Annotated in this window: 22 protein-coding genes; all 22 read right to left on the reverse strand. The window is 42.4% G+C overall.

The window, feature by feature from the left end:
- Positions 1-90 precede the first annotated feature (90 nt).
- On the reverse strand, positions 91-1,023 hold the full coding sequence (locus ACIFOT_RS20705; RefSeq protein WP_430067228.1) for an N-acetylmuramoyl-L-alanine amidase family protein: 933 nt from the start codon (positions 1,021-1,023) through the stop codon (positions 91-93).
- Between the two features lie 152 nt (positions 1,024-1,175).
- Positions 1,176-1,592 carry a Gmad2 immunoglobulin-like domain-containing protein gene (locus tag ACIFOT_RS20710; RefSeq protein WP_430067230.1) on the reverse strand — a complete coding sequence of 139 codons (417 nt, stop codon included), beginning with the start codon at positions 1,590-1,592 and terminating at the stop codon, positions 1,176-1,178.
- Between the two features lie 200 nt (positions 1,593-1,792).
- Positions 1,793-1,975 (reverse strand): hypothetical protein, encoded by a 183-nt coding sequence (locus ACIFOT_RS20715; protein WP_430067232.1) that lies wholly within the window; start codon positions 1,973-1,975, stop codon positions 1,793-1,795.
- A 165-nt stretch (positions 1,976-2,140) separates the two neighbouring features.
- Complete coding sequence (locus ACIFOT_RS20720; protein WP_430067234.1) at positions 2,141-2,335, reverse strand: DUF2187 family protein; 195 nt, start codon at positions 2,333-2,335, stop codon at positions 2,141-2,143.
- Positions 2,336-2,391: 56 nt separating this feature from the next.
- A complete protein-coding gene (locus tag ACIFOT_RS20725) occupies positions 2,392-2,817 on the reverse strand; it encodes a hypothetical protein (protein WP_430067236.1) in 426 nt (141 codons plus the stop codon).
- 364 nt (positions 2,818-3,181) lie between these two features.
- On the reverse strand, positions 3,182-3,709 hold the full coding sequence (locus ACIFOT_RS20730) for a chromate transporter (RefSeq protein ID WP_430067238.1): 528 nt from the start codon (positions 3,707-3,709) through the stop codon (positions 3,182-3,184).
- Positions 3,709-4,281 carry a chromate transporter gene (locus tag ACIFOT_RS20735; protein ID WP_430067239.1) on the reverse strand — a complete coding sequence of 191 codons (573 nt, stop codon included), beginning with the start codon at positions 4,279-4,281 and terminating at the stop codon, positions 3,709-3,711. Before ACIFOT_RS20735 ends, ACIFOT_RS20730 begins: the two co-directional genes overlap by 1 nt.
- 22 nt (positions 4,282-4,303) lie before the next feature.
- Positions 4,304-5,914: a gamma-glutamyltransferase gene (ggt, locus tag ACIFOT_RS20740; RefSeq protein ID WP_430067241.1), complete on the reverse strand. Its 1,611-nt coding sequence runs from the start codon at positions 5,912-5,914 to the stop codon at positions 4,304-4,306.
- Positions 5,915-5,950: 36 nt separating this feature from the next.
- Positions 5,951-6,967: an ABC transporter ATP-binding protein gene (locus ACIFOT_RS20745; protein WP_430067243.1), complete on the reverse strand. Its 1,017-nt coding sequence runs from the start codon at positions 6,965-6,967 to the stop codon at positions 5,951-5,953.
- Positions 6,964-7,938, reverse strand: coding sequence for an ABC transporter ATP-binding protein (locus tag ACIFOT_RS20750; protein ID WP_430067245.1), 975 nt, complete (start codon positions 7,936-7,938; stop codon positions 6,964-6,966). The genes ACIFOT_RS20745 and ACIFOT_RS20750 overlap by 4 nt, the downstream gene beginning before the upstream one ends.
- Before the next feature lie 18 nt (positions 7,939-7,956).
- A complete protein-coding gene (locus ACIFOT_RS20755) occupies positions 7,957-8,787 on the reverse strand; it encodes an ABC transporter permease (protein WP_430067247.1) in 831 nt (276 codons plus the stop codon).
- Positions 8,787-9,740, reverse strand: coding sequence for an ABC transporter permease (locus ACIFOT_RS20760; RefSeq protein WP_430067249.1), 954 nt, complete (start codon positions 9,738-9,740; stop codon positions 8,787-8,789). Before ACIFOT_RS20760 ends, ACIFOT_RS20755 begins: the two co-directional genes overlap by 1 nt.
- Before the next feature lie 35 nt (positions 9,741-9,775).
- Positions 9,776-11,338 (reverse strand): ABC transporter substrate-binding protein, encoded by a 1,563-nt coding sequence (locus ACIFOT_RS20765; RefSeq protein WP_430067251.1) that lies wholly within the window; start codon positions 11,336-11,338, stop codon positions 9,776-9,778.
- A 113-nt stretch (positions 11,339-11,451) separates the two neighbouring features.
- A complete protein-coding gene (locus tag ACIFOT_RS20770) occupies positions 11,452-12,168 on the reverse strand; it encodes a FadR/GntR family transcriptional regulator (RefSeq protein WP_430067253.1) in 717 nt (238 codons plus the stop codon).
- A gap of 364 nt (positions 12,169-12,532) precedes the next feature.
- Positions 12,533-13,480, reverse strand: a complete 948-nt coding sequence (gene manA / locus ACIFOT_RS20775; RefSeq protein WP_430067595.1) for a mannose-6-phosphate isomerase, class I — start codon at positions 13,478-13,480, stop codon at positions 12,533-12,535.
- Between the two features lie 187 nt (positions 13,481-13,667).
- Entirely contained in the window at positions 13,668-15,488 is a 1,821-nt protein-coding gene (locus ACIFOT_RS20780) for an ABC transporter ATP-binding protein (RefSeq protein ID WP_430067255.1), read from the reverse strand.
- Positions 15,489-15,495: 7 nt separating this feature from the next.
- Positions 15,496-17,250 carry an ABC transporter ATP-binding protein gene (locus ACIFOT_RS20785; protein ID WP_430067257.1) on the reverse strand — a complete coding sequence of 585 codons (1,755 nt, stop codon included), beginning with the start codon at positions 17,248-17,250 and terminating at the stop codon, positions 15,496-15,498.
- Between the two features lie 276 nt (positions 17,251-17,526).
- Positions 17,527-18,402, reverse strand: a complete 876-nt coding sequence (locus ACIFOT_RS20790) for an ROK family protein (RefSeq protein WP_430067259.1) — start codon at positions 18,400-18,402, stop codon at positions 17,527-17,529.
- Positions 18,403-18,422: 20 nt separating this feature from the next.
- Entirely contained in the window at positions 18,423-19,331 is a 909-nt protein-coding gene (locus ACIFOT_RS20795) for an ROK family protein (protein WP_430067261.1), read from the reverse strand.
- Between the two features lie 46 nt (positions 19,332-19,377).
- Complete coding sequence (locus tag ACIFOT_RS20800; RefSeq protein WP_430067263.1) at positions 19,378-20,793, reverse strand: glycoside hydrolase family 1 protein; 1,416 nt, start codon at positions 20,791-20,793, stop codon at positions 19,378-19,380.
- A 17-nt stretch (positions 20,794-20,810) separates the two neighbouring features.
- Positions 20,811-22,319, reverse strand: coding sequence for a response regulator (locus ACIFOT_RS20805; protein WP_430067264.1), 1,509 nt, complete (start codon positions 22,317-22,319; stop codon positions 20,811-20,813).
- Entirely contained in the window at positions 22,312-24,114 is a 1,803-nt protein-coding gene (locus tag ACIFOT_RS20810) for a sensor histidine kinase (protein ID WP_430067266.1), read from the reverse strand. Before ACIFOT_RS20810 ends, ACIFOT_RS20805 begins: the two co-directional genes overlap by 8 nt.
- Between the last annotated feature and the right edge of the window lie 45 nt (positions 24,115-24,159).

The following is a 24,159-nucleotide window of genomic DNA, read 5'->3' on the forward strand; positions in this document are numbered from 1 at the left end:
CTCCATTAAAAAGAAGCCCATTTCCTACTATCACATTTCTTTGCTGAGGGTGTATCGCTGCCCGATATACGTTCCCTTCATTGTTCTACCCTATTCTTTATAGTTTGCATAATCCGAAATTCCATCTGCTACATTCGTAAGTAATTTCGTTAGGTAGACGGTGTCTGATAGATTTTTTTCTTCAGTTGGGTTAGTCATAAAGCCTATTTCCACAAGAGTACATGGAACCTTAGACCAGTTAAAGCCCGTCATATCTCCCCTATAAGAAATCCCATTTACTTTTACGGCTGCATTTTTACTGGTTTCATCTATAATAAATTGGGATGCTTTTAAACTATCCTCGAAAATAGCTTTCGTATATGGACTGCTTTTCGCCGGCGTGAGAACCGAAAAACCTCTGACATTTCTATCTGTGGATCCATCAGCATGGACACGAATAAATAAATCTGCGTGATTTTCATTGGCAATTTCCGCTCTATCCCGATTACTTAAATTAACATTGTGACTTGTCCTTGTATAAATTACCTTTCCCCCCCTAGATTCCAGCAACTCACCTAAAATGAGGGATGCCTCCAAAGTTAATTTGTATTCCGGCTTTCCTGTTGTGACCCCTGAAGTTCCGCCCGTAACCTTAATTTTTGTTTCCGTTCCTCCTGGACCGATAGGCTCCTTCTCCAAGTTAGCCCGCTCCTGATGACCCGGATCAATTACTACTAAAAATCCGCTTGGCACCGCCTTCTCCTCCTCAGCAGCGGCTGTTCCCTTGGGGTCAGACACAACTTTAGATTTCTCGAGTTCTACCTCACCAATTTTTGGGGAAGGGTTCTTTTCTTTGTCCAATGATACAGCAGAAACCTTCTTTTCCTCCCCTTTTTTACCTGTTTTTGTACCTTCCTTTTGCTGCCCTACAATTTCCTTATTTCCATTTTCCTTAGCTCCAGCATGATAAAAATATAGGTATAAAGGGATTAGAGCAAACAGAATAAATACTGCGACTCCCATTTTAGCTGTTTTAGATTTCACTTAACGTACCTCTCTTGACCATTATTCATAATTAAACTCTCTGCCAAACAATTGACAGAGAGCCTTTCATACAATCTACAACATATTCAATTATAAACCCAATCCAACAATAAATCCTATTATACTTCCCATAAAAGACCAACAATATATTGCTATTTTGGAATGGGAATTTCTAACGTATCCACTTTTGAACCATCTTTCGCTGAAAATACAAATAATTCCAATTCAATATCATTCGTAGTTACTAACTTTTTTGCAAAGGTAATTTCAAATTCTCCCCAGGCTGGTGCACCATCTGTTTGGTATTTATTTTCGAGCAGCACTTTTTCCCCATCATAAAGAGCATAATGAAACACGCCTTCAAATACTTGAGCCTTCCCTGTTACAATGATTTTATCTCCTGATTCAGCTACGACCACATCTTTAAACGCTTTGTTTGCATAAACTTTGTCCTCTGGTGCATGTGATTTCGGGTCATTATGATTTGGTTTTTCATCCTGATGTTGATTACACGCAGCTAACCCAATAATGGATGTTAATATAGCAAACAGATACGCGATTTTTTTCACTATTTGCCCCCCTTGATTAAATTTTATTCACTTTATCATAGGCGTATATCTCTATTTTCTTCATCACAACAAACTTGCCCCTTTTACTCACCACAAAAAAACACACGCTATTTTCCTATTTGAAATGCCGTGTGTTTCACAGTGTGATATTAATGATTACACCTCTTCAATAAACCCGTCAGTGAATACCAAGCTTCTTGTTATTTTTCCTCCATATCCAATTGCAGGTTACTATAATAAATAAATAATTCTTTCAAGATAAATTCAGCGGAATATCGTTTCGGATCTTGTAAGTGTAAATCAAATAGTTTCTTGGTAACGGTTCCTAATGATAATCGTTTCAATTCCTTTTCGCTCAGTGGATAGGATTGATAATTTGTCATTGGTCGTTTCCCCCTAATTGTTATATTCCCCCCCAAGGTCCAAGACTCATTAGTTATTTTCTATTTGTTCACCGCACAAAGGAAACGCTTACATATTTATATTTGAATAGAACGGAGTAAAATAAAGTTTCATATAAGATGGCGGATAAATGATTTCCTTTCGCTTCATGCAAAATCAATAACCTTATAATTTTTATGCGATATAACTGTTCTATTTCCTCCAAACTCCAATTCCGTCTTATTTTCGGTTATATTTACAATGACTGAATTTTCATGGACCTTCTCAACGACCCCTTGGATTCCATTCTTAAAAAGGATATGATCCCCTATTTCTGCGATCTTCTTTGCCTTGAATTTCATTTGATTCCCTCCAATCTAGAAATTACATAAAGCCTTTTACTTTATCATTCTTAATTTCAAAGCCTGTTGTTGGTTGATTTTTTTATGACCTTCGTAATGGAGAATCCCTTTAAATATTTGTAGATGAACCTAATCACCTCATGATTTGTAATCATCTTGACTACCTTTAAGAAATAGCCACTTTTTATCATTCGTAATGGCTTAATGAGAGCTTTATAGAAAAATACCACTAAATCCTTTTTGAGGCCCCTGCTTAAACCTTTTAGAATACCTTGTGAACTTTTTCCTTTATTTGATTCATGTATATTTGATTGTAGTTTTTTCATAAAAGAAGGGAAAATGTCCTTCATTCTTTTCTTCATTTTCAGTTGCTTCCCATTGTTCAATCCGTTTAAATATTGACTCAAAATATAAGGACCTGTTTCTTCCAGTATGATCAATAGGATGAAAATTAGAGAAATAACAATTATCCAAATCGACATTTAAACATCTCCTTTTATGGATACTGAAAGCAATGTGAATGAGGTCAAAAACAAAAAAACATAAATATATATTTTAATTGCTCTCATTAAACTAGGTTCTATAATTATAGTAAGAAAATTATGATATTAGAATATGTAAAATGTAGTGTTTATTATGAAAAATGAAAAATTTAGGGAGGAAATACCTAGAAATGCCACAGGGACGGTTCTCATGGTTTTAGATGGGAAGGCCAATTTGTCAAACAACGCACAAAAACCAGAGGAACCGTTCCCCTGGTCTCGGAAAGTCAATTCTTCCAACAACGAATAAAAAACCGTTACCTTTTTGCAGTAAAAGGTGATTCGATGACCGAAAGCAAAATTTCTATAAAATGAATGCACCGTATACGAGTGAAGCAAATACGACTAATCCGGGGTGTACCTTCATTTTTTCCATTAATAAATAACTGCCTATTCCTAAAAGTAGAATGTGTCCGATCCCTATTTGAAAGTAAGAATCATAGAATGATTCAAATGCCATCACTCCAAGAAGTACGGCAATGGTCGGTTTGACGTAAAGCGTCATGCGTTTGACTTGTGGAGACTTCCTAAACTTATAGAGAAGCCCCATTAGCGTAAGCATCAAAATAAGAGACGGAGCGACTGTTGCCAAGACTGCCAGCCCCGAACCAATGTAGCCTCCTACTTGATATCCGATGTAGCCTCCCATCTTGGTGGCAATCGGGCCGGGCAGGGCATTCCCCATCGCTAATGCTTCATTAAACTCTTGTGCAGTGACCCAATGATAGTGGTCTACTACTTCTTTTTGAATAAGAGGGATGGTGGCTGGGCCTCCGCCATACCCTAAAATATTCGTAAGGAAAAAGGCCCAAAAAATATGCAAATAAATCATTATATGGACAATCCCTTCTGCTTGGCCCTTTTCTCAGATGTTTTGGCAGGTTTTACGACAGCAATGACTAAAAGAGCTATTATAACGATGCCGGGATGAACGCCGAAGAATTCGATCAGAACTAAGGCGACAAGGATGTGCAAGGTGGTGAAAAACCACTTAAGCCCTTTAACCGAACTCTGGACAAATTCCCACGTTAAGACTGTAAGCATCACTGCTACTACCGGTACAACTGCCTTTGTCATGCCTTGAACCCATTTCAAATCTTTGAACTGGATTAATGTATTAAGCAATACAACCATTAAAATGATCGTAGGCAGGATGGTGGCAAAAACGGCGTTGAGCATTCCTGGTACACCGCCAATGCGAAATCCGATATAGCCTGCCATCTTGGTGGCAATGGGACCCGGCAATGTATTGGCTATGGCTAACACATCGCCAAATTCCTCATTGTTCATCCACTTAAACCGTTCCACTACCTCTTTTTGAACGAGAGGAATCGTGGTAGGTCCCCCGCCATATCCAAGCATACTGCTGCGAAAAAATGCGATAAAAATGTCTCGTTGTTTCATAGAATCAATCCTTCACCGTGAATTACCAACTGGCAATGGTCCCATCTGTCCTTGATTCTGTGCCGCCCATCAGTACGCCTGTTTCAGGATTTCGCCAAATAATTTGGCCGCGGCCAAACGCCCCTGAGTCAACCGCCACTTCAACGTCATGTCCTTTTCGTACTAATTCTTCTGCAATATGGGATGGGAAGGATTTTTCTACTTCTACAGTTTTTTGATTCTTCCATTGCCATCTTGGGGCATCTAAAGCTGCTTGCGGATTTAAGTGAAAATCGATCGTATTCATTATGACTTGAACATGACCTTGCGGCTGCATATATCCTCCCATTACACCGAATGGTCCAACAGGCTGGTCATCCTTCGTTAAAAATCCCGGAATGATCGTATGGTACGTTTTCTTGCCACCCTGAAGGCAGTTGTAACGAGTCGGGTCAAGGCTGAAATCATGTCCCCGGTTTTGTAAGGCAATTCCTGTTCCTGGGACGACAATACCCGAACCAAAGCCCATGTAATTACTCTGGATGAACGATACCATGTTGCCTTCGCCGTCTGCTGTGGCAAGGTACACCGTTCCTCCCCGCGGCGGCACACCTGGAGCCGGCGTACATGCTTCACTTCCGATCAGTGCTTTACGCTGCTGGCCATACGAAGGACTTAATAGCTCTTCTGTCGTTACCCCCATATGCTTAGGATCGGTAATGTAATTCTTGCCGCAAGTAAAAGCAAGCTTCATGGCTTCGATTTGTTTATGGTAGGTGTCTGTGTCTTCTTTTACTGTGAAATCAAAGCCTTTTAGGATGTTCAGCGCCATTAGAGCAACAATCCCTTGCCCGTTTGGCGGGATTTCCCATACATCATAGCCGCGATAGTTTACCTTAATAGGATCAACCCACTCCGGTTTAAAGGCTGCTAAGTCAGCTTTTGTTAAATAGCCTCCATGTTCTTTAGAAGCTGCGGCGATTTTTTCAGCAATCGCCCCTTGGTAAAAGCTTTCTCCACCTGTTCTCGCAATTTCCTCCAGTGTGTCGGCGTGGTCAAGAGACGACCATATTTCTCCGATTTCTGGTGCTCTTCCCTTTGGTGCAAACGTCTCAAACCAAGCTTCGAACTCTGTCCCTGTACATTCTTGTTTGTATTTTTCAAATGCCTTTTTCCAAAAGCGGCCAAGTGTAGGCGAAACAGGAAAGCCGTTTGCAGCATATTCTATGGCTGGCTTCATTACTTCTAGCAGCTTCAGACGGCCAAAACGTTTTGATAATTCTGCCCAAGCTGCCGGAGCACCAGGGACCGTTACAGGCACCCAGCCGTACTTTGGCATCCTTTCATGTCCGTCTTCCTTTACCTTCTCAATCGAGATATTCATTGGTGCTGGACCGCTTGAATTCAGACCGTGTAATTGTCCTTTTGTCCAAACAAGCGCAAAAGCGTCCCCCCCAATTCCGTTCGAGGTAGGCTCGACTACTGTCAAACAAGCAGCTGTTGCAATGGCTGCATCAATGGCATTTCCGCCTTTTTTCAAAATATCCAACCCTGCTTGTGCTGCCAAAGGCTGAGACGTAGCCACCATCCCATTCTTGGCATATACGACATTTCGTTGTGATGTATATGGATAATGCAAAGCATCAAAATTCATGTTATGTTCCTCTCCGTTCTCTAGCGTTTGAATGATTTATCCGATCATTTCTTCTTTGGTTTCTTTTAACTTCCCCTCCGTAAAGAGATGGCAGGAAACCTGATGTCCGCTATCAATGTCTTGGAGAATGGGAATTTTCGATTTACAGCTTTCATTTGCGACCGGACAGCGAGGATGGAAGGTACATCCAGACGGCGGGTTAGCCGGACTAGGCAAGTCACCCTTAAGAATGACCCGCTCCCGCTTAGTCTTAGGATTAGCAATAGGAACAGCCGATAATAAAGCTCTCGTATATGGATGGCTTGGGTTGTTGAAGAGCTGCTTTTTATCGGCAATCTCCACCACGCGCCCCAGATACATCACGGCAATCCGATCACATAAGTGCCGGACCACGGATAGATCGTGAGAAATGAAGATGAGCGTAAGATTAAACTCCTTCTTCAAATCCTTTAATAGATTCAAGACCTGCGATTGGATGGAAACATCAAGTGCAGAAACCGGCTCATCAGCAATAATCACCTTCGGCTTAAGAATGAGGGCTCGAGCGATTCCAATCCGCTGGCGCTGACCACCCGAAAAGTCATGCGGATGACGATCTAAATGCTCTTTCCGAAGCCCTACCACTTCAATAATTTCTTCCACTCTTTTCATCCGTTCCTCACGGGATGATCCAATCCCATGCACTTTCAGCGGCTCAAGCAGAATCTGCCTAATCGTTTTGCGCGGATTGAGAGAAGCATAGGGATCCTGAAAGACCATTTGAATATCCTTGCGCATCTGGCGCATTTCTTCCTTGGACAGTTTCGCCAGATCCTTGCCATTGAACAGCACTTCTCCGGCAGAAGGATCTAATAAACGAAGAATCGTACGTCCAGTTGTCGATTTTCCACAGCCCGATTCCCCTACAATTCCCAAGGTCTCACCAGGCATTACTTTAAAATCTACCCCATCGACAGCACGTACATGACCCGTTACTTTATTGAAAAAACCCGTTTTGATCGGAAAGTGTTTTTTTAACCCTTTGATTTCTAAAATTGGCATCTTTTCGTTCATGATGCATCCTCCTCCGTAACGAGCCAACAGCGGCATTTATGCTGGCTTTCGATTTCCACCAGCTGTGGCGCCTGTTGATGACAAATCTCCTTCGCCCAGCTGCAACGGGGAGCAAATCGGCATCCTTGCGGCATTTCATATGGAAGGGGAACGGATCCCGGAATGGTATTCAGATATTCCTTTTCATCCTCAAAGGATGGAATAGAATCCATCAGCCCCATCGTGTAGGGATGCTTTGGATTTTCAAACAGAGTGTCTACATCTGTCTCCTCAACGACTTGACCGGCGTACATGACGATTACGCGGTCGCACATTTCAGCAACAACCCCTAAATCATGGGTAATGAGCAGGATGGAGGTTCCTGTTTTTTCTTTTAAATCTCTCATTAAGTCTAAAATTTGCGCCTGAATGGTTACATCAAGGGCCGTGGTTGGTTCATCAGCAATAATCAATTTGGGATCACACGCCATCGCCATGGCGATCATCACCCGCTGGCGCATTCCACCTGACAGCTGATGGGGATGTTCTCCATAAATCTCTTCCGCTCTTGGCATCCCGACGGCCTTTAGCATCTGAATGGCTCGTACTTTGGCTTCTTGCTTGGAAATCTTCATATGAAGAATAATGGCTTCTTCAATCTGCTTCCCTACCGTGTGTAAGGGATTGAGAGAAGTCATCGGTTCCTGGAAGATCATTGCGATATCATTTCCCCGAACGTGCTGCATCTGCTTCTCCGGAAGGGATATCAGCTCACGACCTTGGAAGGTTATGCTTCCTTCATTGCTGGCATTGGAAGGCAAAAGCCGCATAACGGAAAGGCTGGTTACACTTTTACCGCATCCGGATTCCCCCACCACGCCCAGCGTTTCACCCGGCTTAATGGAGAAATCTACACCATCGACAACCGCAACGGTACCCTTGTCTGTTTTAAATTTTGTTTTTAGATTCTTAACCTCCAAGATGGCACTCATGTTCACCTCTCCTTTCCATTATTTACGAATTCTTGGGTCCAAGGTTTGCTGTAATCCATCACCTAGCAGATTAAACCCGAGAACAACCAAAAAGATGGCCATACCAGGGAAAATAGTAGCATAGGGAGATTCGGTCATGATCGTCTGGGCCTGGTTCAGCATACTTCCCCATGATGGAGTCGGAGGCTGCACTCCTAACCCTAAATAAGATAAGGAGGCTTCCGCTAGAATTCCTGATGCCATAGCCAGAGTGGATTGAATGATAATCGGATTAAGTGCATTAGGCAGAATATGACTGAAAATAATGCGAAGATCTTTAACACCTGTTGCTTTGGCTGCATGAATATATTCCATATTGCGAAGCTGCAGCACCTGTCCGCGTGTAATCCGGATAAAAGCCGGAGCAAAACCAATCCCAATGGCGATCATCGCATTTCCGAATCCATTTCCCAGCACGGCGGCAATTGCGAGCGCCAAGATAAGGAAAGGGAAAGCCTGCATCGCATCAACGGAACGCATGACCACCCATTCATCCCAGAATCCGCCAAAGTATCCGGCAAGAAGTCCAATCGGAACACCAATGAGGATAGCAATTCCTACAGATAATAACGCTGCTTTAATCGAAATTTGTGCTCCATAAACGACTCGTGAGAAGATATCCCTTCCTAAATCATCCGTTCCAAAGAGATGCTCCCCGCCTGGCGGCAACAGAATAGCATTATAGTCTTGGGCGTTCGGATCAAAAGGGGCCAATTGATGGGCAAAAATAGCCATTAGAATCAAAGATAGAATAATAACCCCACCGAAAACCCCTAATCCTGTCCGCAAAAACTTTTTGAATGTCTTCATTAGGAAACCCCCTTGCCCGCTTTGATTCGAGGATCGATCACGGCATAAAGCAGATCAACGATTAGATTTACACCAACAACCAATACGGCAGATACTAAGATAGCTCCCTGCACGGTTACATAATCACGTTTAAAAACGGATTCAACTATGAGTCTACCAAAGCCTGGAATGGAGAAAATCGATTCGGTAATCACCAATCCGCCAAGAAGTCCGGCAATCATCAAACCGGAAGTAGTGACAACCGGGATCATGGCATTGCGGAGCACATGTCCTAAAATGGTCTTCACTTCATTCAGCCCTTTGGCTTTCGCTGTGCGGACAAAATCCATATTGACTACTTCGAGCAAGGAAGAGCGGAGCATTCTCATCAGAACCGCCGATTCTCGAAGACCTGTGGCCAAACATGGCAAGATCATCGCCATTAAATTCTGTCCTGGATTATCGGTAAAAGGAACAAACCCAGAGGCCGGAAGCCAGCCTAACTTAACGGAAAAATAAATAATAGACATCATCGCCAGCCAAAAGCTTGGGATACTCATCCCGCCCAAGGCAACAAATGTACTGGTATAGTCGAGTACCGTTCCTCTTCTAACAGCGGCAAGGATACCGGCAGGAAAAGCAATCAGTAAGGCGACCACAAAGGTGCCAATCGTTAATTCAACAGTAGCGGGCAATCGTTGGGAAATCAGTTCGGTAACTGGAACCCGATCCGTGATCGATATTCCCAGATTTCCTGTCATAACATGCCCAAGCCAGGTAAAGTACTGAACAATTATAGGTTTATCCAATCCTAATTGTGCCCGAAGTGCTTGATAGGCTTCTGGCGTCGCCTCTTGACCAAGAATGACCCGGGCTGGATCGCCCGGGATCAAATGGATAAGAGAAAAGGTCAGAACCGACACTAGGAAGAGAATCGGAATGGTTAACAGCAAACGCCTTACGAGAAATTTCATGTCCTTCTCCCCCTCACTGTGATTTCAAAATGCTCTTATTGCTTGTCTAATTTTTGTGTATGGATGATGCCGTCTGGAATATATTCAAAGCCAGTAACTTTCTTAGATACACCAAAGCGGTTGAAATCATGGTAAATATACACGTAATCGGATTCATCATGAACAATTTCCATCGCTTGATCATAGAGGGCCTTACGCTTATTCGAATCCAATTCGATTCGGGCTTCCTTAGCCAGCTTGTCCAATTCTGGGTTTGATACAGCTGCATAGTTGTTTGGCTGACCAGTTACGACGAAATCGAAGAAGCTTTGGTCTGGGTCGGGACGTCCTGACCATCCGAGTTGAAGGGCTTGGAACTTATGATTAGCCCCATTTTCCAACATCGTACCAAACTCGACCTTCTCTAGTTCTACATTGATTCCATAAGGTTTTAACATGTTCTGAATAACAGCCCCGAACTGTTCATTGACAGGAGATGTGCCAATTTGAAATTTAAAGCTGAATCCATTTGGCTTTCCGCCCTTGGCTAACAAGTCCTTAACTTCTTGTTTATCCGGCTTGCCCACTTTATCCGAATCGCCATATGCCAGGTTGCCTGGTGCGAACGGAGAGTTTGCAGGTGCTCCATAGCCGTCTAGTACTACTTTAATGAAGGCTTCGCGGTCAACGGCCGCATTTACAGCTTGGCGAAGGTACTTATTGTTGAATGGCTCTTGTTGTGTGTTCAGATAGAACCCTTGGTAGGCCATTCCGGATTCAGCAACTACTTTTCCAGTCGGATTATTATCCAATCCTTTGATTTCCTTAGTCGGAACTTCGTCTATGAAATCAAGTTGACCGGATTTTAAGTTCTGAACTGCTGCTGTACCGTTCGTAAACACTTTGTAATTTAATTCATCAATTTTGACTTTGCCATTCCAATAGTTTTCATTCTTTTTCAAGGAAACATGGTCGCCATTCACATGTTCCACGAAAACATAGGCACCTGTTCCAACAGGATGGTTCAAGTAATCATCACCATACTTCTTCACCGCTTCAGGAGACACCATCATTCCTGATCGGTCGGTAAGGATTGAAATTAAAGGAGAGAATGGTTCAGATAGTTCAATCTTCACCGTTTGCGGATCTACTACATCTACTTTTTGTACAAAGCTTAGTTCATTCTTTCGACGGGAATTGTCTGCTTTATCACGCTCGATGTTGAATTTTACAACATCCGCATTGAAATCAGTTCCGTCGTGAAACTTAATCCCTTGCTTTAATTTAAAGGTATACACCTTTCCATCTGGAGAGACATCATAGGAATCAACTAAGACAGGTACAATTTTTCCATCCTTGTCCAGGTCAAAGAGCTTATCATAGATGCTGTTTTGAACTTGGCGATCTACTAGAGCATTGGATTGGCTGGGATCTAAGCTTGGCGGATCCGCTTTAAGACTGATGTTAATCACTTTTTTGCCAGCAGGTGTGGAAGCCGCAGGCTTTTGAGCAGATTTTTCAGTCGATGCAGATTGATTCCCACCACTGCATCCGGTCATTGCAATCATTGATCCGATAATTGCTGTTGCAAATGTAAAGCGTGCCTTTCTACTAAACATACTTTCTACCCCCATTTATGATTAATATTAATTGTTAAAAGATTAGTGGAATCTGAAAAATATTTATTTTCTGATAATTTATTCTAAAAAAATAATCACCATTATGTTTCTTTTTATTGTTCCGTTTTCTCTGGCTGCTGTTCTTGATTCTCCCATTTTTCATAAAGCCTTTCATAACGAATGGCTACGTCATACAAGTGTTCCCTCATCATTTGTCTCGCCAGTTCGACATTATGATCTTTGATTGCCTGATAAATTTTCTCGTGAAATTGGATCGTCGTTAGTTTATCCGAAATCAAAAGCATTTCTCTTTTAGCGGTGGTAAGAAATTCAGTAATAGATTCATAGACTTTCATCAACACCTGATTTCTTGTTGCCTTGACAATGGCCTGGTGAAATTTTTGATCCGCTTCCAGAATAGGTAAATTCATTTGGATCGCGCTCTTCATCATTTCCAGGGATTGCTCCATTTGAACAAAGTCCTCTTCTTTTGCCACTTCCGCTGCCTTCCCGCAAATTTCCACTTCAAGCATCAAACGAAACTCCATGAGCTCTCGGGAACTTTTCGGATCGAGCAGAGCGGACACAACATGCTTGTGAACCATGTCGCTAAAATCCGTTTTTTTGACAAATACACCAATTCCCATACGCTTCTGTAAAACCTGCATATCCACTAGACTATTTAGGGCTTCTCTTACGGATGATCTGCCAACCTTTAAGGTTTCCATCAGCTCCCGCTCCGAATGCAGTTTATCACCTACTTTAAATGTACCTTTCTTGATTTCTTCCAAAATATATTCAGTTACAATACTACTGACTTTTTTCGACATGCTCAGAACCCCATTCGTTTTACTTATCGCATCTTACCTGTCCTATGCGTCTTACATGTCTCACCTGTCTGATAGGTTGGTTTAATATTAATTAATATTTTAATTGTTGTCAATATTAAAATAAGAATAAACTTTCAGAATATTATTCCACCCGATGATATGACGCATATTTTTAACCTACTAAAACATAATAGGTCTTTTATCCTTAGAACACAAGTATTACCCGCTTTTGCAGGGACGGTCGATAAGCGAGGTTCATAAGGCCCATTAGACGATAAAGGTATAGAGACACAACAGGGGCGGTTCTCATGGCTTTTGACAAGGATAGTGTCAACCACAAGAACCGCCCCCTTGGTTATAAAAATTAAGTATGCGAAACAATAATCTCGCATTCTCCATCCAACTCAAACTCACCGAACCCAACAGGAATAATAATATGGGTCCCCTTCCCTAATTCATATTTTTCACCATTATGAATGAGGGAACCATGGCCCTTAATTACACTAAGAAGCAAGTATTGCTCATCGAATGAAAAGGAAACCTTCCCGTGGATATCCCATTTATAAACAGAGAAAAACTCCGATTCCACAAAAGTCGTAACCTTGGCATTTTCGACTTCCTCCACTCGCGGCGAGCTCATTGCATCTTGATGTGGTACAGTCGTCACCTCAATCGCCTTTTCCAAATGCAAATCGCGCAGGTTCCCTTCCGCATCCTTGCGATTAAAATCATAAACCCGATAGGTAGTGTCAGAGCTCTGCTGCGTTTCCAATACGGGCGTTCCTTCACACAAAGCATGGATTGTACCACTTGGGACATAAAAAAAGTCACCCGGCTTAATTTTAACACGGCGCAGCAGGTCGTTCCATTTCCCCTCATTGATATGCTGGATTAGTTCTTCCTTTGAACGAGCGTTATGTCCAAAGATCATATCTGCATCTTCTTTGCATTCGATAATATACCAACATTCTGTCTTTCCAAGCTCACCGTTTTCATTAACCTTTGCATAGGCATCATCGGGATGTACCTGTACAGATAAATCCATATTGGCATCCAAGATCTTGGTAAGAAGCGGAAATACCTCTTCCTTTGGACTTCCAAATATCTCAGGATGCTCACTCCATAGATTTTCCAAGGACATGCCGGCATATGGACCGTTTTCGATGACCGAAGGGCCGTTTGGATGAGCGGAAATAGCCCAGCATTCTCCTGTTATTTCTGATGAAATTTCATATCCAAATTCCTTTTGTAACGCCGTTCCGCCCCAAATTCTCTCTTTAAAAACAGGTTTTAATAATAATGGCTGCAAAATAGCCTCCTCCTAATGAAATAAATTGGATACTTTCCAAATGCTTGCAAAAAACAATAAATGAATTCCAACCCTGATATTATTCGAAATTTTCAAAAAATAACCAAAAGATTTGTTGCACAATTTCGACACCACGGGGAGGTTCTCCCGGCCCCGAAAAAGCCACAAGAACCGCCCCCATGGCCCATGGTCACCCATGGTCAAGCATTTTGTATTGGGCTTTCACTAATTCAAAATAGACTCCTTGTTTAGCCATGAGAGTTTCATGGTTTCCCTGCTCCAGGATATTTCCGTGATCAAGCACAAAGATGTTGTCGGCTTCCCGGATTGTCGATAACCTGTGGGCAATCATAATCGCTGTTCTTCCTTTTAATAACGTTCTTAATGCCTTTTGAATCTTGACCTCTGATTCCGTGTCAATACTTGCGGTGGCTTCATCCAAAATAAGAATTTTCGGCTCAGCGAGAAGGGCCCTCGCGAAAGAAAGGAGCTGGCGCTCACCCACCGACAAGATATTGCCCCGCTCTTCCACCTCCGTTTGATAGCCATTCGCGAGCTGGTCAATAAACGAATCGGCTCCTACTACCTTCGCGGCAGCGATCACTTCCTCGTCACTGGCTTCCGGATTTCCAAAACGAATATTTTCCATAATCGTTCCTGAAAAGATAAACGTGTCCTGCAGGACCACACCAATTTGCGATCGGAGGCCCGCAATCGACAATTCGTGAATGGGATGGCCATCGATTTTGACAACACCTGAGGTAGCATCATAGAAGCGGCTGACCAGGTTGGCAATGGTCGTCTTTCCTGATCCCGTATGGCCGACAAGCGCAACCGTCTCCCCCGCTTTTATTGAAAAGGAAATACCGTTTAACGCCTTCCTTGATGCATCATAGGAAAATTCCACATCCTCAAAATCAATTTGCCCTTTAATAGAAGAGAGAATCATAGGTTTGGAAGCCTCGGCCACAACCGGCCTTTCATCTAAAAATTCAAAAATCCGTTCCGAGGAAGCCATCCCAATCAGCAGCTGATTATACAGCTGGCCAAGACGTGAAATCGGCTCCCAGAACATCCCTAAATAAAAGGCAAAGGAGACAAATTCCCCGATTGTACTTTCACCTCCCGAAACAAGAAAAGCCCCGTACCAGATGAGAATGGCCGTCCCCAAAGCATTGGTGATCTCGACAAACGGTCCAAACATGGCATTTTTATGAACAGCTTGTTTCCAAGTTTCAAAGTTTTCCTGGTTGACTCCTTTAAAAAATTGAATGTTTTCTTTTTCTTGAGTAAAGGCCTGAGTGACGCGGATGCCTTGAATGCTTTCATTTAAATGGGAATTGAGCTTCGACTGGACGAGCCGAACCGATTGCCACTGCAGCCGGATTTTTTTTCGCAGGCTGGTGGAGATGAAAAACATGATTGGCAAAATCACCATAATCGCAATCGTTAATTTTGCATTCAAAGAAAATAAGATAATAATGACCGACAGCAATAGGAGAAAATCGGTTAATAGATTAATAACACCACTTGTAAACAACTCCTGCAGGGAATTAATATCATTCATAATCCGCACAAGAATCGATCCGCCCGAACGCTGGTCGAAGAACCTGTGTGATAAGGACTGTACATGTGTAAACAAATGCTGCCGCAGATCATAAATGACATTTTGCCCAAGCTTATTCATCCAGCGAATTCTTAGCAAATTGACAAAATAGGATAAAACATACAACCCTGAAATGATGAAAATCAGCTGGAGCAATAAGGTTGTATCTTTCTCAACAATCGCCTTGTCAAGGGTATAGACGCCAATTAAAATCGGAATGATTAAACGGATGGCTGTTGAAATGATCACAGTCAAAAACGAAAGGGGCAGTAAATTTTTTGTATAGGGCTTTAAGTATTTCAGCAAGCGCCACATCTGTTGCCAATTAAACGATTTATCAATTACTTCATCCTGAGAGTAATGAAACCGCTCGAGGATGAGTTGTTTCTTTCGTTTTTCCTCCATGTTTCACTTATCCTCCCGCCTTTTGCATAATCGCTGCCTGATCCTGATATTGAATGTTGTAGATACGCCGGTACGCTCCATCATGGGCGAGCAGCTGTTCATGTGTACCACGTTCGATGATTCTTCCCTGATCCAGCACCAAAATCTCATCGGCATGCTTAAGCGATGAAATACGATGGGCAATAATAAACGTCGTTCTTCCCTTCATGACTTCTCGGAGGGCCTTTTGAATATGAAATTCAGTTTCCATATCGACCGCACTTGTGGAATCATCTAAAATGAGAATCGCCGGATTCATGCAGATGGCGCGTGCAATCGCAATCCTTTGTTTTTGTCCCCCGGAGAGCCCCATCCCCCGTTCTCCCAGCTTCGTGTCATATCCATCAGGCAGCTCCATAATAAAGTCATGGGCCTGTGCTCGTTTGGCCGCATCGATAATTTCCTCCATCGCCGCATCTGGCCTTCCGTAAGCGATATTTGCCTTGATGGTGGATGAAAACAGAAAGGTCTCCTGTAAGACAACGCCAATTTGCGAACGCAGCATTTTCAACCCATATTCCTGAATAGGACGATCATCAATCACAATCCTTCCTGCCGTCGGTTCATAAAAACGGGACAGAAGCTGAATCATGCTGGTTTTTCCAGAACCTGTTGCGCCAATAAGTCCAATGGTTGTTCCTGGAGGTGCGGAAAAAGTGATCTCCTTGAGTGCGGCCGCCTCTTCCGATTGATAATGGAACGTGACCTGATCGAAGATCACCTTACCTGCCATTCTGCCGGTATTCCTGATGTCATCGCCATCCATAATCGTTTCATCTGCTTCCAATACTTCAAGAAGCCTCTCGCCGGAAGCTTTTGCCTGGGAGAACATATTGATGGTGAATCCCAGGTTCATGATCGGCCAAATAATATACCAAACAAGACTGTAGAAGGCGACCAGTTCCCCGGGCTTTAAGGCTCCATTGATCACTTGAAATCCGCCATAGGCCAGCAAAGCGACAACGGAAATATTGCCGATCAGCTCCATCAGCGGAAAATATTTCGACCATACCCCCGCCGTAGTCAGCTGTCTGGTCCTGTACTCCTGATTGGAGGAGTTAAAGCGCTTCGTTTCCTGCTTTTCTTTTGACAGGGCTTTAACCGTATGGATCCCGTTAATATTTTCCTGCACCATGGTATTTAAGCGCCCGAACGATTCACGAATCCCTCGGAACGCCGGATGGACGGCTCTGTCGAACTTATAAACCACCACACTTAAAAAAGGCAGTGACATCATCGTGACCAGAGTCAGGGAAACGGAATAATAGAACATCACACAAAGACTGGTGCCCACAACAATGACAAAACGAAGAACCTCGCTAAAGCCGAAGGATACAAAAAAACGGAAACCTTCCACATCCGCGGTCAAACGGGACATTAGATCGCCTGTCTTTGCGTTATCGTAATAACTGAACGATAGCCGCTGCAGCTTTTCGTATAGGGCATTTCGGAGCAAATACACGGAATTAATGCCGAACATATCTGCCAAATAATGTTGGATGAAAGTAGAGAAGGCTTTTATTCCCATAATCGCGATAAACCCCAAGGCAATCCACGGCACCCAGTCATATTTCCGCCCAAGCACAACGTCATCAATGGTTACCTGCAAAATGACCGGATAGATGACGGTAATCACTGCAACAATCAGCATAAAAAGCAGCGACCAGATAAAGTCCTTTTTAAAAGGAAGATAAAACGACTTTAACTTTTTAAAAACGAACATTTTTTCCTCCTTATGGAACCTATAAATTTACATACCTTACATTTATATAGATTTAAGTCAGAAATATTTCGAAAATCGGTAAATTAGGTTGTTTAAATTTTTGATAAACTCTACCTCCTTTAGGGCCATAAACCGGCATCCATGTAAGCCTTTCCACCATTCTAGCAGTACGATTCTTTCCGTCCTATTGGCAAAAACATAGATTCATTGGTTAAATTAAAGTCTTCTGCCCACAAAAAAAAACGTACCACCCTTCCGAGTGGCACGTTTCTTCTATTAATATCGTTTATTGCTCTCAGTCAATGCCTGATGGGCCAGCAAAAGCGCCCCTGTAATCCCGGCATCATTGCCTAAACCAGGGCTTACAATATATTCTGACGGCTCCGGCAGGGAAACATAATCACGCAGAGACTCCTTCAAATGCTGAAAGATAGAAGGGAATATCTGTTTCTGGTTCATCACGCCGCCGCCCAGGATAATCTTTTTCGGCGAAAGAATCAACAGATATTGCATCAGGGCCTGGGCGATATAGTAGCCTTCTAATTCCCATACTTCATTCCTGTCCACTAACTCAATGCCCTTTTGTCCCCAGCGCTCTTCAATGGCAGGGCCGGCCGCCAATCCTTCCAGACAATCACCGTGGTACGGGCACCGCCCCTTATAGGGATCCTCCGGATGACGCCTAACCAAAATATGCCCCATTTCCGGATGAGAATGCCCTTCAAGCATCTGCCCCTGAACGAGTGCTCCTGCGCCAATTCCTGTTCCAACCGTTATATACAAGCAGCTATCCAGTCCTTTAGCTGCACCAAAAGTCGCCTCGCCTAACGCGGCGGCATTCACATCCGTATTAAATCCGATGGGAACCCCAAATTCATCCTCAAAACCCTGCACAAACGGATAATCCTTCCATCCTGGTTTTGGGGTAGACGTGATGTGCCCGTATGTCGGACTTTCCCGGATAACATCAATCGGACCAAACGATCCAATTCCAATCGCTTCGATCGGGTATTTTTTAAAAAATTCAATGACCTTCGGAATCGTTTCATCCGGGGTAGTGGTAGGGATTTGAATTCGGTCAACAATCGTTCCCTTTTCGTCTCCAACGGCACAAACAAATTTTGTCCCGCCAGCTTCAATTCCACCCAGCATTCGCAGCTCCTCCTAATCTATTATTCATTAAACCGGCCTGCGCCCTTCAGGAAATGAAACAATGCCCCGATTAGGTTTGCATCATTATCAAATTGACAGGCTTGCACTTCTATTTGTAACGTTGAAATGTCGTCCCTTAACCTCTTCAATTCACGATTGATCCCGTCAATCACTTCCTGCCGCTTGCTAATTCCGCCGCCAATGAGGATTTTTTGCGGGTCAAAGGCATATTTTAAATTATAAATTCCGATGGCGAGCCGTTTATAAAATTCTGCAATACTCTCTTTGGCAATCGTGTCACCTTCATCGGCCATACGAAATACTTCTTCACCGTTCAACGTTCCTTTTGCCAGTGACTTTCTCCCGGCAACCTCCTCCACTAAAGCATGGGTCGAAGCAGTCTTGCTCCAGGTTTGATCAAGCGGATTTTTAGACTGTGCTCCCATAATCATGTAACCGAACTCCCCGCCGTGAAGCGTAGCCCCGCGTAAGATCGATTGGTTAATAACGATACTGCCGCCAATTCCGGTACCTATGACAATACAAATATAGTATTCCGTGCCTTTAGCTGCACCTAACCATCCTTCCGCCAAAGCGGCGCAATTGGCATCATTTTCGATCGAAACGACAAGACCCGTTCGTTCCTTTATAAGGTCAGTCATATTAACTCCATGTATATACGGAATCGCACTTGCACCGCCAATAAACCCCGTATTAACATCTACAGCACCGGGTGAACTTAAAGCAACGCCTTGCAGTTCAAATGAATTCGAATATTCTTTTGTAACTTGGCTAAGTTTCTGCAAGAAGCTTTCTAATCCATCACAAGGAGTTGGAAACTTCCCACTTTCTAATTTCTTTCCTTCTTGATCCATAACAGCATATTTTATGTAGGTGCCGCCAATATCGAATACCATGTACGCTTTCATCCGACTCACCCTTATTAATCATTTTCTTCCTCTGCCCATTTCATGGTTAAAACCCATTGTTTTCGGACAACTGTTTATACCATTTCCCTGATTTTTTAACTGTTCGTGTTAACTGGTTCTTTAAATCTACTTCCACTAATCCATATCGATTCTTATAAGCATTCGTCCATGACCAGTTATCCATGAAGGTCCATAGGTGATATCCCAAGCAATTCGCTCCCTCTTCAAGGGCTTTATGCACCCATTTCAAGTGTTCCTGGATAAATTCAATCCGATAATCATCCTCAATAAACCCTTCTGCATGACGGAACTTTTCTTCCCCTTCAACACCCATTCCATTTTCCGAAATAAAGAATGGCAGATTACTATAGTTGTCACGGAGGTCAATCATAATATCATAGATAACTTCCTCGCAGATTTCCCAGCCGCGGTGCGGATTGATTTTCCGTCCTGGCATGATATACGGATCAAAGAGATGTTCCGGCATAAACGGAGCACTCTCCGGCTCAGGCTTCTCTTTCGCTTTAACACGGCGCGGCTGGTAGTAATTCACGCCTAAAAGATCAATCGGATTGTTTTTGATCACTTCTAAATCACCTGCTTCTACGGCTGGAAGCAGGTCTCTTTCTTTTAAAATATCAACCAAATCACGAGGATATTCGCCTTTTGTGACCGGATCAAGGAAGCTGCGGTTAAAGAATAAATCAGCAATATGGGCAGCCTTTACATCTTCGGCATCCTGACTCCGTGGATAAGAGGGGGTAAGATTTAGGATAATGCCAATTTTCCCGTCAACTTTTAATTTTTTAAAGGCTTCTACTGCCTTCGCATGGGCCACAATGGTATGGTGGGCAACCGTTGCACCCCGTTTGAAATCTATCACATTAGGATAATGCCAATTATATAAATACCCGGCCTCAACCGGGACAATCGGTTCGTTAAAGGTAAACCAATATTTCACACGTCCGCCGAATAAGCGAAAGCAGGTCTCCGCATAATTCACATAGGCATCGATGACTTCCCGGCTTTCCCAGCCGCCTTTTTCCTGCATGCACATCGGCATATCAAAATGGTATAAATTCATAAATAGTTCGATGTCATGAGCAATCAATTCATCGATGACCTGGTTGTAAAAGGCAACGGCCTTCTCGTTTACTTTACCGGTTCCATCCGGAATCAAACGTGACCATTGAATCGAGGTCCGAAAGGAGTTATGGCCCGTTTCTTTCATCAGCTGGATATCTTCTTTAAACCGATGATAGAAATCCGATGTGTGTTCCGGGCCAACCCCATTATGAAAACAAGCAGGCTCCGTGCTGTACCAATAATCCCAGATACTTTGCTTTCTTCCGTCCATCAGCGCTGCGCCTTCGGTTTGCGGGCCTGATGCGGCACTTCCCCACCAAAAGTTTTTTGGGAAACGATAGGTAAGGTTATGTTCATGCAAACTACTAATATCCATTGTTCATCTCCATCGTTTTATTTAATTTTTCTCCATTCACTTGGTGTGGTTCCCACACTTTTTTTGAATTGTTTATAGAAATAAGCCGTATCCGAATACCCGACCTTTTTGCCAATTTCACCTGCACGGTAATGGGTGGTTTTGAGGAGTTCCTTTGCCTTTTCCAATCGGTATCGGTTTAGGTATTCTGAAAAAACCGCCCCTACTTCTTTTTGAAATAATTGTCCCAAATAGATAGCATTGACATGAAACTGCTGGCCTAATGTCTTTAACGAAATCCCTTCATCATAGTGGGCATGGATATAATCAAGGACATTTTGGACAATCGGACTGCGATTATGGACTTGTTTGTGGATCGAAAAAATTAATTCCTGGCAATATTCCTTCAAAATGACTTTCATCTCGTCAATATCAGAGCTATACGCTATTCTTTCGATTGCAGCTGTATGATAGGAGAGATCGTTCGGCTGCAACGAATAATGGATATAAGAAAGTAAATCAAAGATATATTTTCTGGCAGCTGGCGGGGAGATAAAGCTGGAATTCCTGGTGAGATCCTGAAAAAAGGAATCAATCCGTTGTATAACTTCTCCCTCCACTTTCAATAGCTGCTTGACAATCGTTTCTTTAAATTCCTGCTGTTTTTTTAATTCTTCATGCTTATCAATCGTCAAATGTTCGGAAAGAAGAACATTTGGGCATGAATATAGCTGCAATAAGCTATACTCCCTTGCCCTCATATAACTTTCTTCTAATTCGTCTACTGTTTTTACCGGCGTTCCCATCGCTAAATAGAATAAACCGGCTCCGCTTTTTTCCTCTTTTAGCTGCTCTACCAGGCCTTGGTTAGATCGATACAATTCCTCTTCCTTTTCGCCCCCTAAAATAATGACCAGGTCTTGATTTGGACTAAATAAACAGACGGCAGCAAAATGATCCTCAATAAAGCTTCTGATTTCCTTTAAACTCTCAACCCTGTAATAGTTTTCAAAGCTTAAAATAGAAACAGCATAATACGGCTGAGTAAACTGGATATCGTATAATGACAATCTTTCCAGACAGTCGTTCTTCTCAATCTCGCCATTTAAAAACCGCCATAAGGTATTATCCAATAGGGTTGACGGTTCCTGTGCCTGATTGCCTCCCGACACAGCATTCATTTTCCGGCCTACATTTTGAATGGTCGTTAATAGCTCGTCCTCATCCACTGGTTTGACTAGATAGTTTTCGATCCCTAATAACAGACCTTGCTTAATGTACTCGAATTCTTGGTAACCAGTTAAAATAATACATTTCACCTTCGGCTGGATTTTTTTCGCTGCCTCAATTAAATCTAAACCGGACATTTCTCCCATTAAAATATCTGTAATAAGGAGGTCGACTGGATGTTCTTTAAGATAAGCAAGAGCCTCTTCCCCGCTCTCGGCACGCGACACAATTTCAAACCCATAGTCCTCCCAGTCCAGAAGGGCTTGAAGACCTATCGTAATTAACGGCTCGTCATCAACAAGAAGCACCTTATACATGGCTGTTCCCTCTTACTGGAATAGAAAGGGTAACAATTGTTCCTTTATCTTTGATACTTTTCACAGAAATGCCGAATGTATCTCCATATTTCAGTTTTAAACGTTGATGGATATTTCTTAATCCAATTGAATCCATTTCATCTCCCTCTTCACAATTAAGATGCTGGACAATCATCGCAAGATCCTCCTCCGTTATCCCCTTACCATTATCCTCCACTGTGATTTCCAACGTTTCCCCAAGCTGAGTGGCACGAATGTGTAACTCATTGTCAGAACGGTCCTTTCTAAAACCATGAACAAAATAATTTTCAATGATCGGCTGCAAAATGAGCTTTTGCAAAGGTGTTTGCTCCACGTCACTAGGAATATGAATATCAACCTGTAGTTTGTTTGGGAATTTAAATTGCATTAATTTTAAATATTGATTTACATATTCAATTTCTGTATATAAAGGCACCGTGTCTTTTGACTCTAACGAGTAGCGGAATAGCTTTGATAAATGGAAAATCATTTTACTAGAAGTTTTTGAACCCTCTACGACAGCTACCATCCGTATTGCCTCTAACGTATTAAATAAAAAATGAGGATCGATTTGGGCCTGAAGCGCTTTCAACTCCGCTTGCTGCTGCTTTAAATTTAACAGGTAAAATTGTTCAATATAATTATTCAATTCATCTAACATCGAATTGATATTAACAGCAATCCTTGATAGTTCATCTTCATGTTTGGATTCTGGTATCCTGGCATCCAGATTTCCATTCTCAACCTGCCGAATAGTCGAAACAATTTTATTAATACGCCTGGAATAATTTCGGGTAAAGGAATAGGAAATTAAAATAGAAATAATGATGAAGAATATAATAACTCCCCACATGGTTCCCCTGACAATCGTCAGCTTTTGCCACCCTCTATCGGGAATAACACTGACATACGTATAATCACCCTGGTTCGCAATGGTACTGATATAAAAATGGTCATTCTGCCACTTTATTTTTTTCTCATTTGTTTCAGGCTGTATTTGTTTGATCATATCTAAGGGAACATCACCCTTATTGACGGAATAGATGATTTTGCCTTCAGCATCCTTTATAAAAAAGGAAGAAGGTACTCCATCGCGCTTTTTGACCATTTTGTCTAGACGATTAGTTGAGTAAAAAATAGTAATCTCACCTATTTTTTTCAAGGTCACTGGATTGTTTACGACAATCTTTTTGGTAAAGGTATCTGTTAGTTGCCTGACTCTTGGAATACCATCCCCGCCAAACCTGGGAATCCCTTCTGAAAGAAGGGGGCTGGCCACATCCATGGAATGACCGATGATGCTTTTATTCCATCGTAAATTTTGATAAATGAGCAGGTATTCTACAGAGGGGGTTTCCAACGAACGTAAACTGATCGCATTAATATCGCTATCTTGACCGAAATAGGCATTGAAATACGTATCAATATTATTCGGTACAAATGATTTGCCCTCCGAAAATTTATCGAGACGGTATTCCAAATATTTCGCATACCCGTTTTGAAGGGCAAAGGAAATATCGTCAATGACATCCCCTTTAACATAAAAATCCCTTTTGGATCGATTAATATCTGCATCTTTAGCGGAAAAGTAATCCTCCACTCGTTCCATCGTTCTTGTATTGACGTTCACTTCTTTTTGAATAATAACTTCAGAGTAATAGTTCGTAATCGTAACGATTAAAACAATGATGGTTAAAATAATAGTGATAGATGATGCCAAGAATAGTTTATTAAATATTTTTTGAGTAAAACGTCCTTTTCTTCTTAATCCCATTTTGATGTCCTCAAACTATACTTATTGTTTTTTCTAGTCTACCAC

The sequence above is a fragment of the Neobacillus sp. NRS-1170 genome (genome assembly GCF_050468025.1).

Bases quoted from the DNA above. Each gene is read 5' to 3' on its own strand.
- ACIFOT_RS20750 (WP_430067245.1), bottom strand. From the start codon at position 7,938: ATGAGTGCCATCTTGGAGGTTAAGAATCTAAAAACAAAATTTAAAACA.
- ACIFOT_RS20725 (WP_430067236.1), bottom strand. From the start codon at position 2,817: ATGTCGATTTGGATAATTGTTATTTCTCTAATTTTCATCCTATTGATC.
- ACIFOT_RS20745 (WP_430067243.1), bottom strand. From the start codon at position 6,967: ATGAACGAAAAGATGCCAATTTTAGAAATCAAAGGGTTAAAAAAACAC.
- ACIFOT_RS20805 (WP_430067264.1), bottom strand. From the start codon at position 22,319: ATGTATAAGGTGCTTCTTGTTGATGACGAGCCGTTAATTACGATAGGT.
- ACIFOT_RS20780 (WP_430067255.1), bottom strand. From the start codon at position 15,488: ATGGAGGAAAAACGAAAGAAACAACTCATCCTCGAGCGGTTTCATTAC.
- ACIFOT_RS20810 (WP_430067266.1), bottom strand. From the start codon at position 24,114: ATGGGATTAAGAAGAAAAGGACGTTTTACTCAAAAAATATTTAATAAA.
- ACIFOT_RS20720 (WP_430067234.1), bottom strand. From the start codon at position 2,335: ATGAAATTCAAGGCAAAGAAGATCGCAGAAATAGGGGATCATATCCTT.
- ACIFOT_RS20760 (WP_430067249.1), bottom strand. From the start codon at position 9,740: ATGAAATTTCTCGTAAGGCGTTTGCTGTTAACCATTCCGATTCTCTTC.
- ACIFOT_RS20730 (WP_430067238.1), bottom strand. From the start codon at position 3,709: ATGATTTATTTGCATATTTTTTGGGCCTTTTTCCTTACGAATATTTTA.
- ACIFOT_RS20715 (WP_430067232.1), bottom strand. From the start codon at position 1,975: ATGACAAATTATCAATCCTATCCACTGAGCGAAAAGGAATTGAAACGA.
- ACIFOT_RS20785 (WP_430067257.1), bottom strand. From the start codon at position 17,250: ATGTTCGTTTTTAAAAAGTTAAAGTCGTTTTATCTTCCTTTTAAAAAG.
- ggt (WP_430067241.1), bottom strand. From the start codon at position 5,914: ATGAATTTTGATGCTTTGCATTATCCATATACATCACAACGAAATGTC.
- ACIFOT_RS20790 (WP_430067259.1), bottom strand. From the start codon at position 18,402: ATGCTGGGTGGAATTGAAGCTGGCGGGACAAAATTTGTTTGTGCCGTT.
- ACIFOT_RS20795 (WP_430067261.1), bottom strand. From the start codon at position 19,331: ATGAAAGCGTACATGGTATTCGATATTGGCGGCACCTACATAAAATAT.
- ACIFOT_RS20755 (WP_430067247.1), bottom strand. From the start codon at position 8,787: ATGAAGACATTCAAAAAGTTTTTGCGGACAGGATTAGGGGTTTTCGGT.
- ACIFOT_RS20800 (WP_430067263.1), bottom strand. From the start codon at position 20,793: ATGGATATTAGTAGTTTGCATGAACATAACCTTACCTATCGTTTCCCA.
- ACIFOT_RS20765 (WP_430067251.1), bottom strand. From the start codon at position 11,338: ATGTTTAGTAGAAAGGCACGCTTTACATTTGCAACAGCAATTATCGGA.
- ACIFOT_RS20735 (WP_430067239.1), bottom strand. From the start codon at position 4,281: ATGAAACAACGAGACATTTTTATCGCATTTTTTCGCAGCAGTATGCTT.
- ACIFOT_RS20770 (WP_430067253.1), bottom strand. From the start codon at position 12,168: ATGTCGAAAAAAGTCAGTAGTATTGTAACTGAATATATTTTGGAAGAA.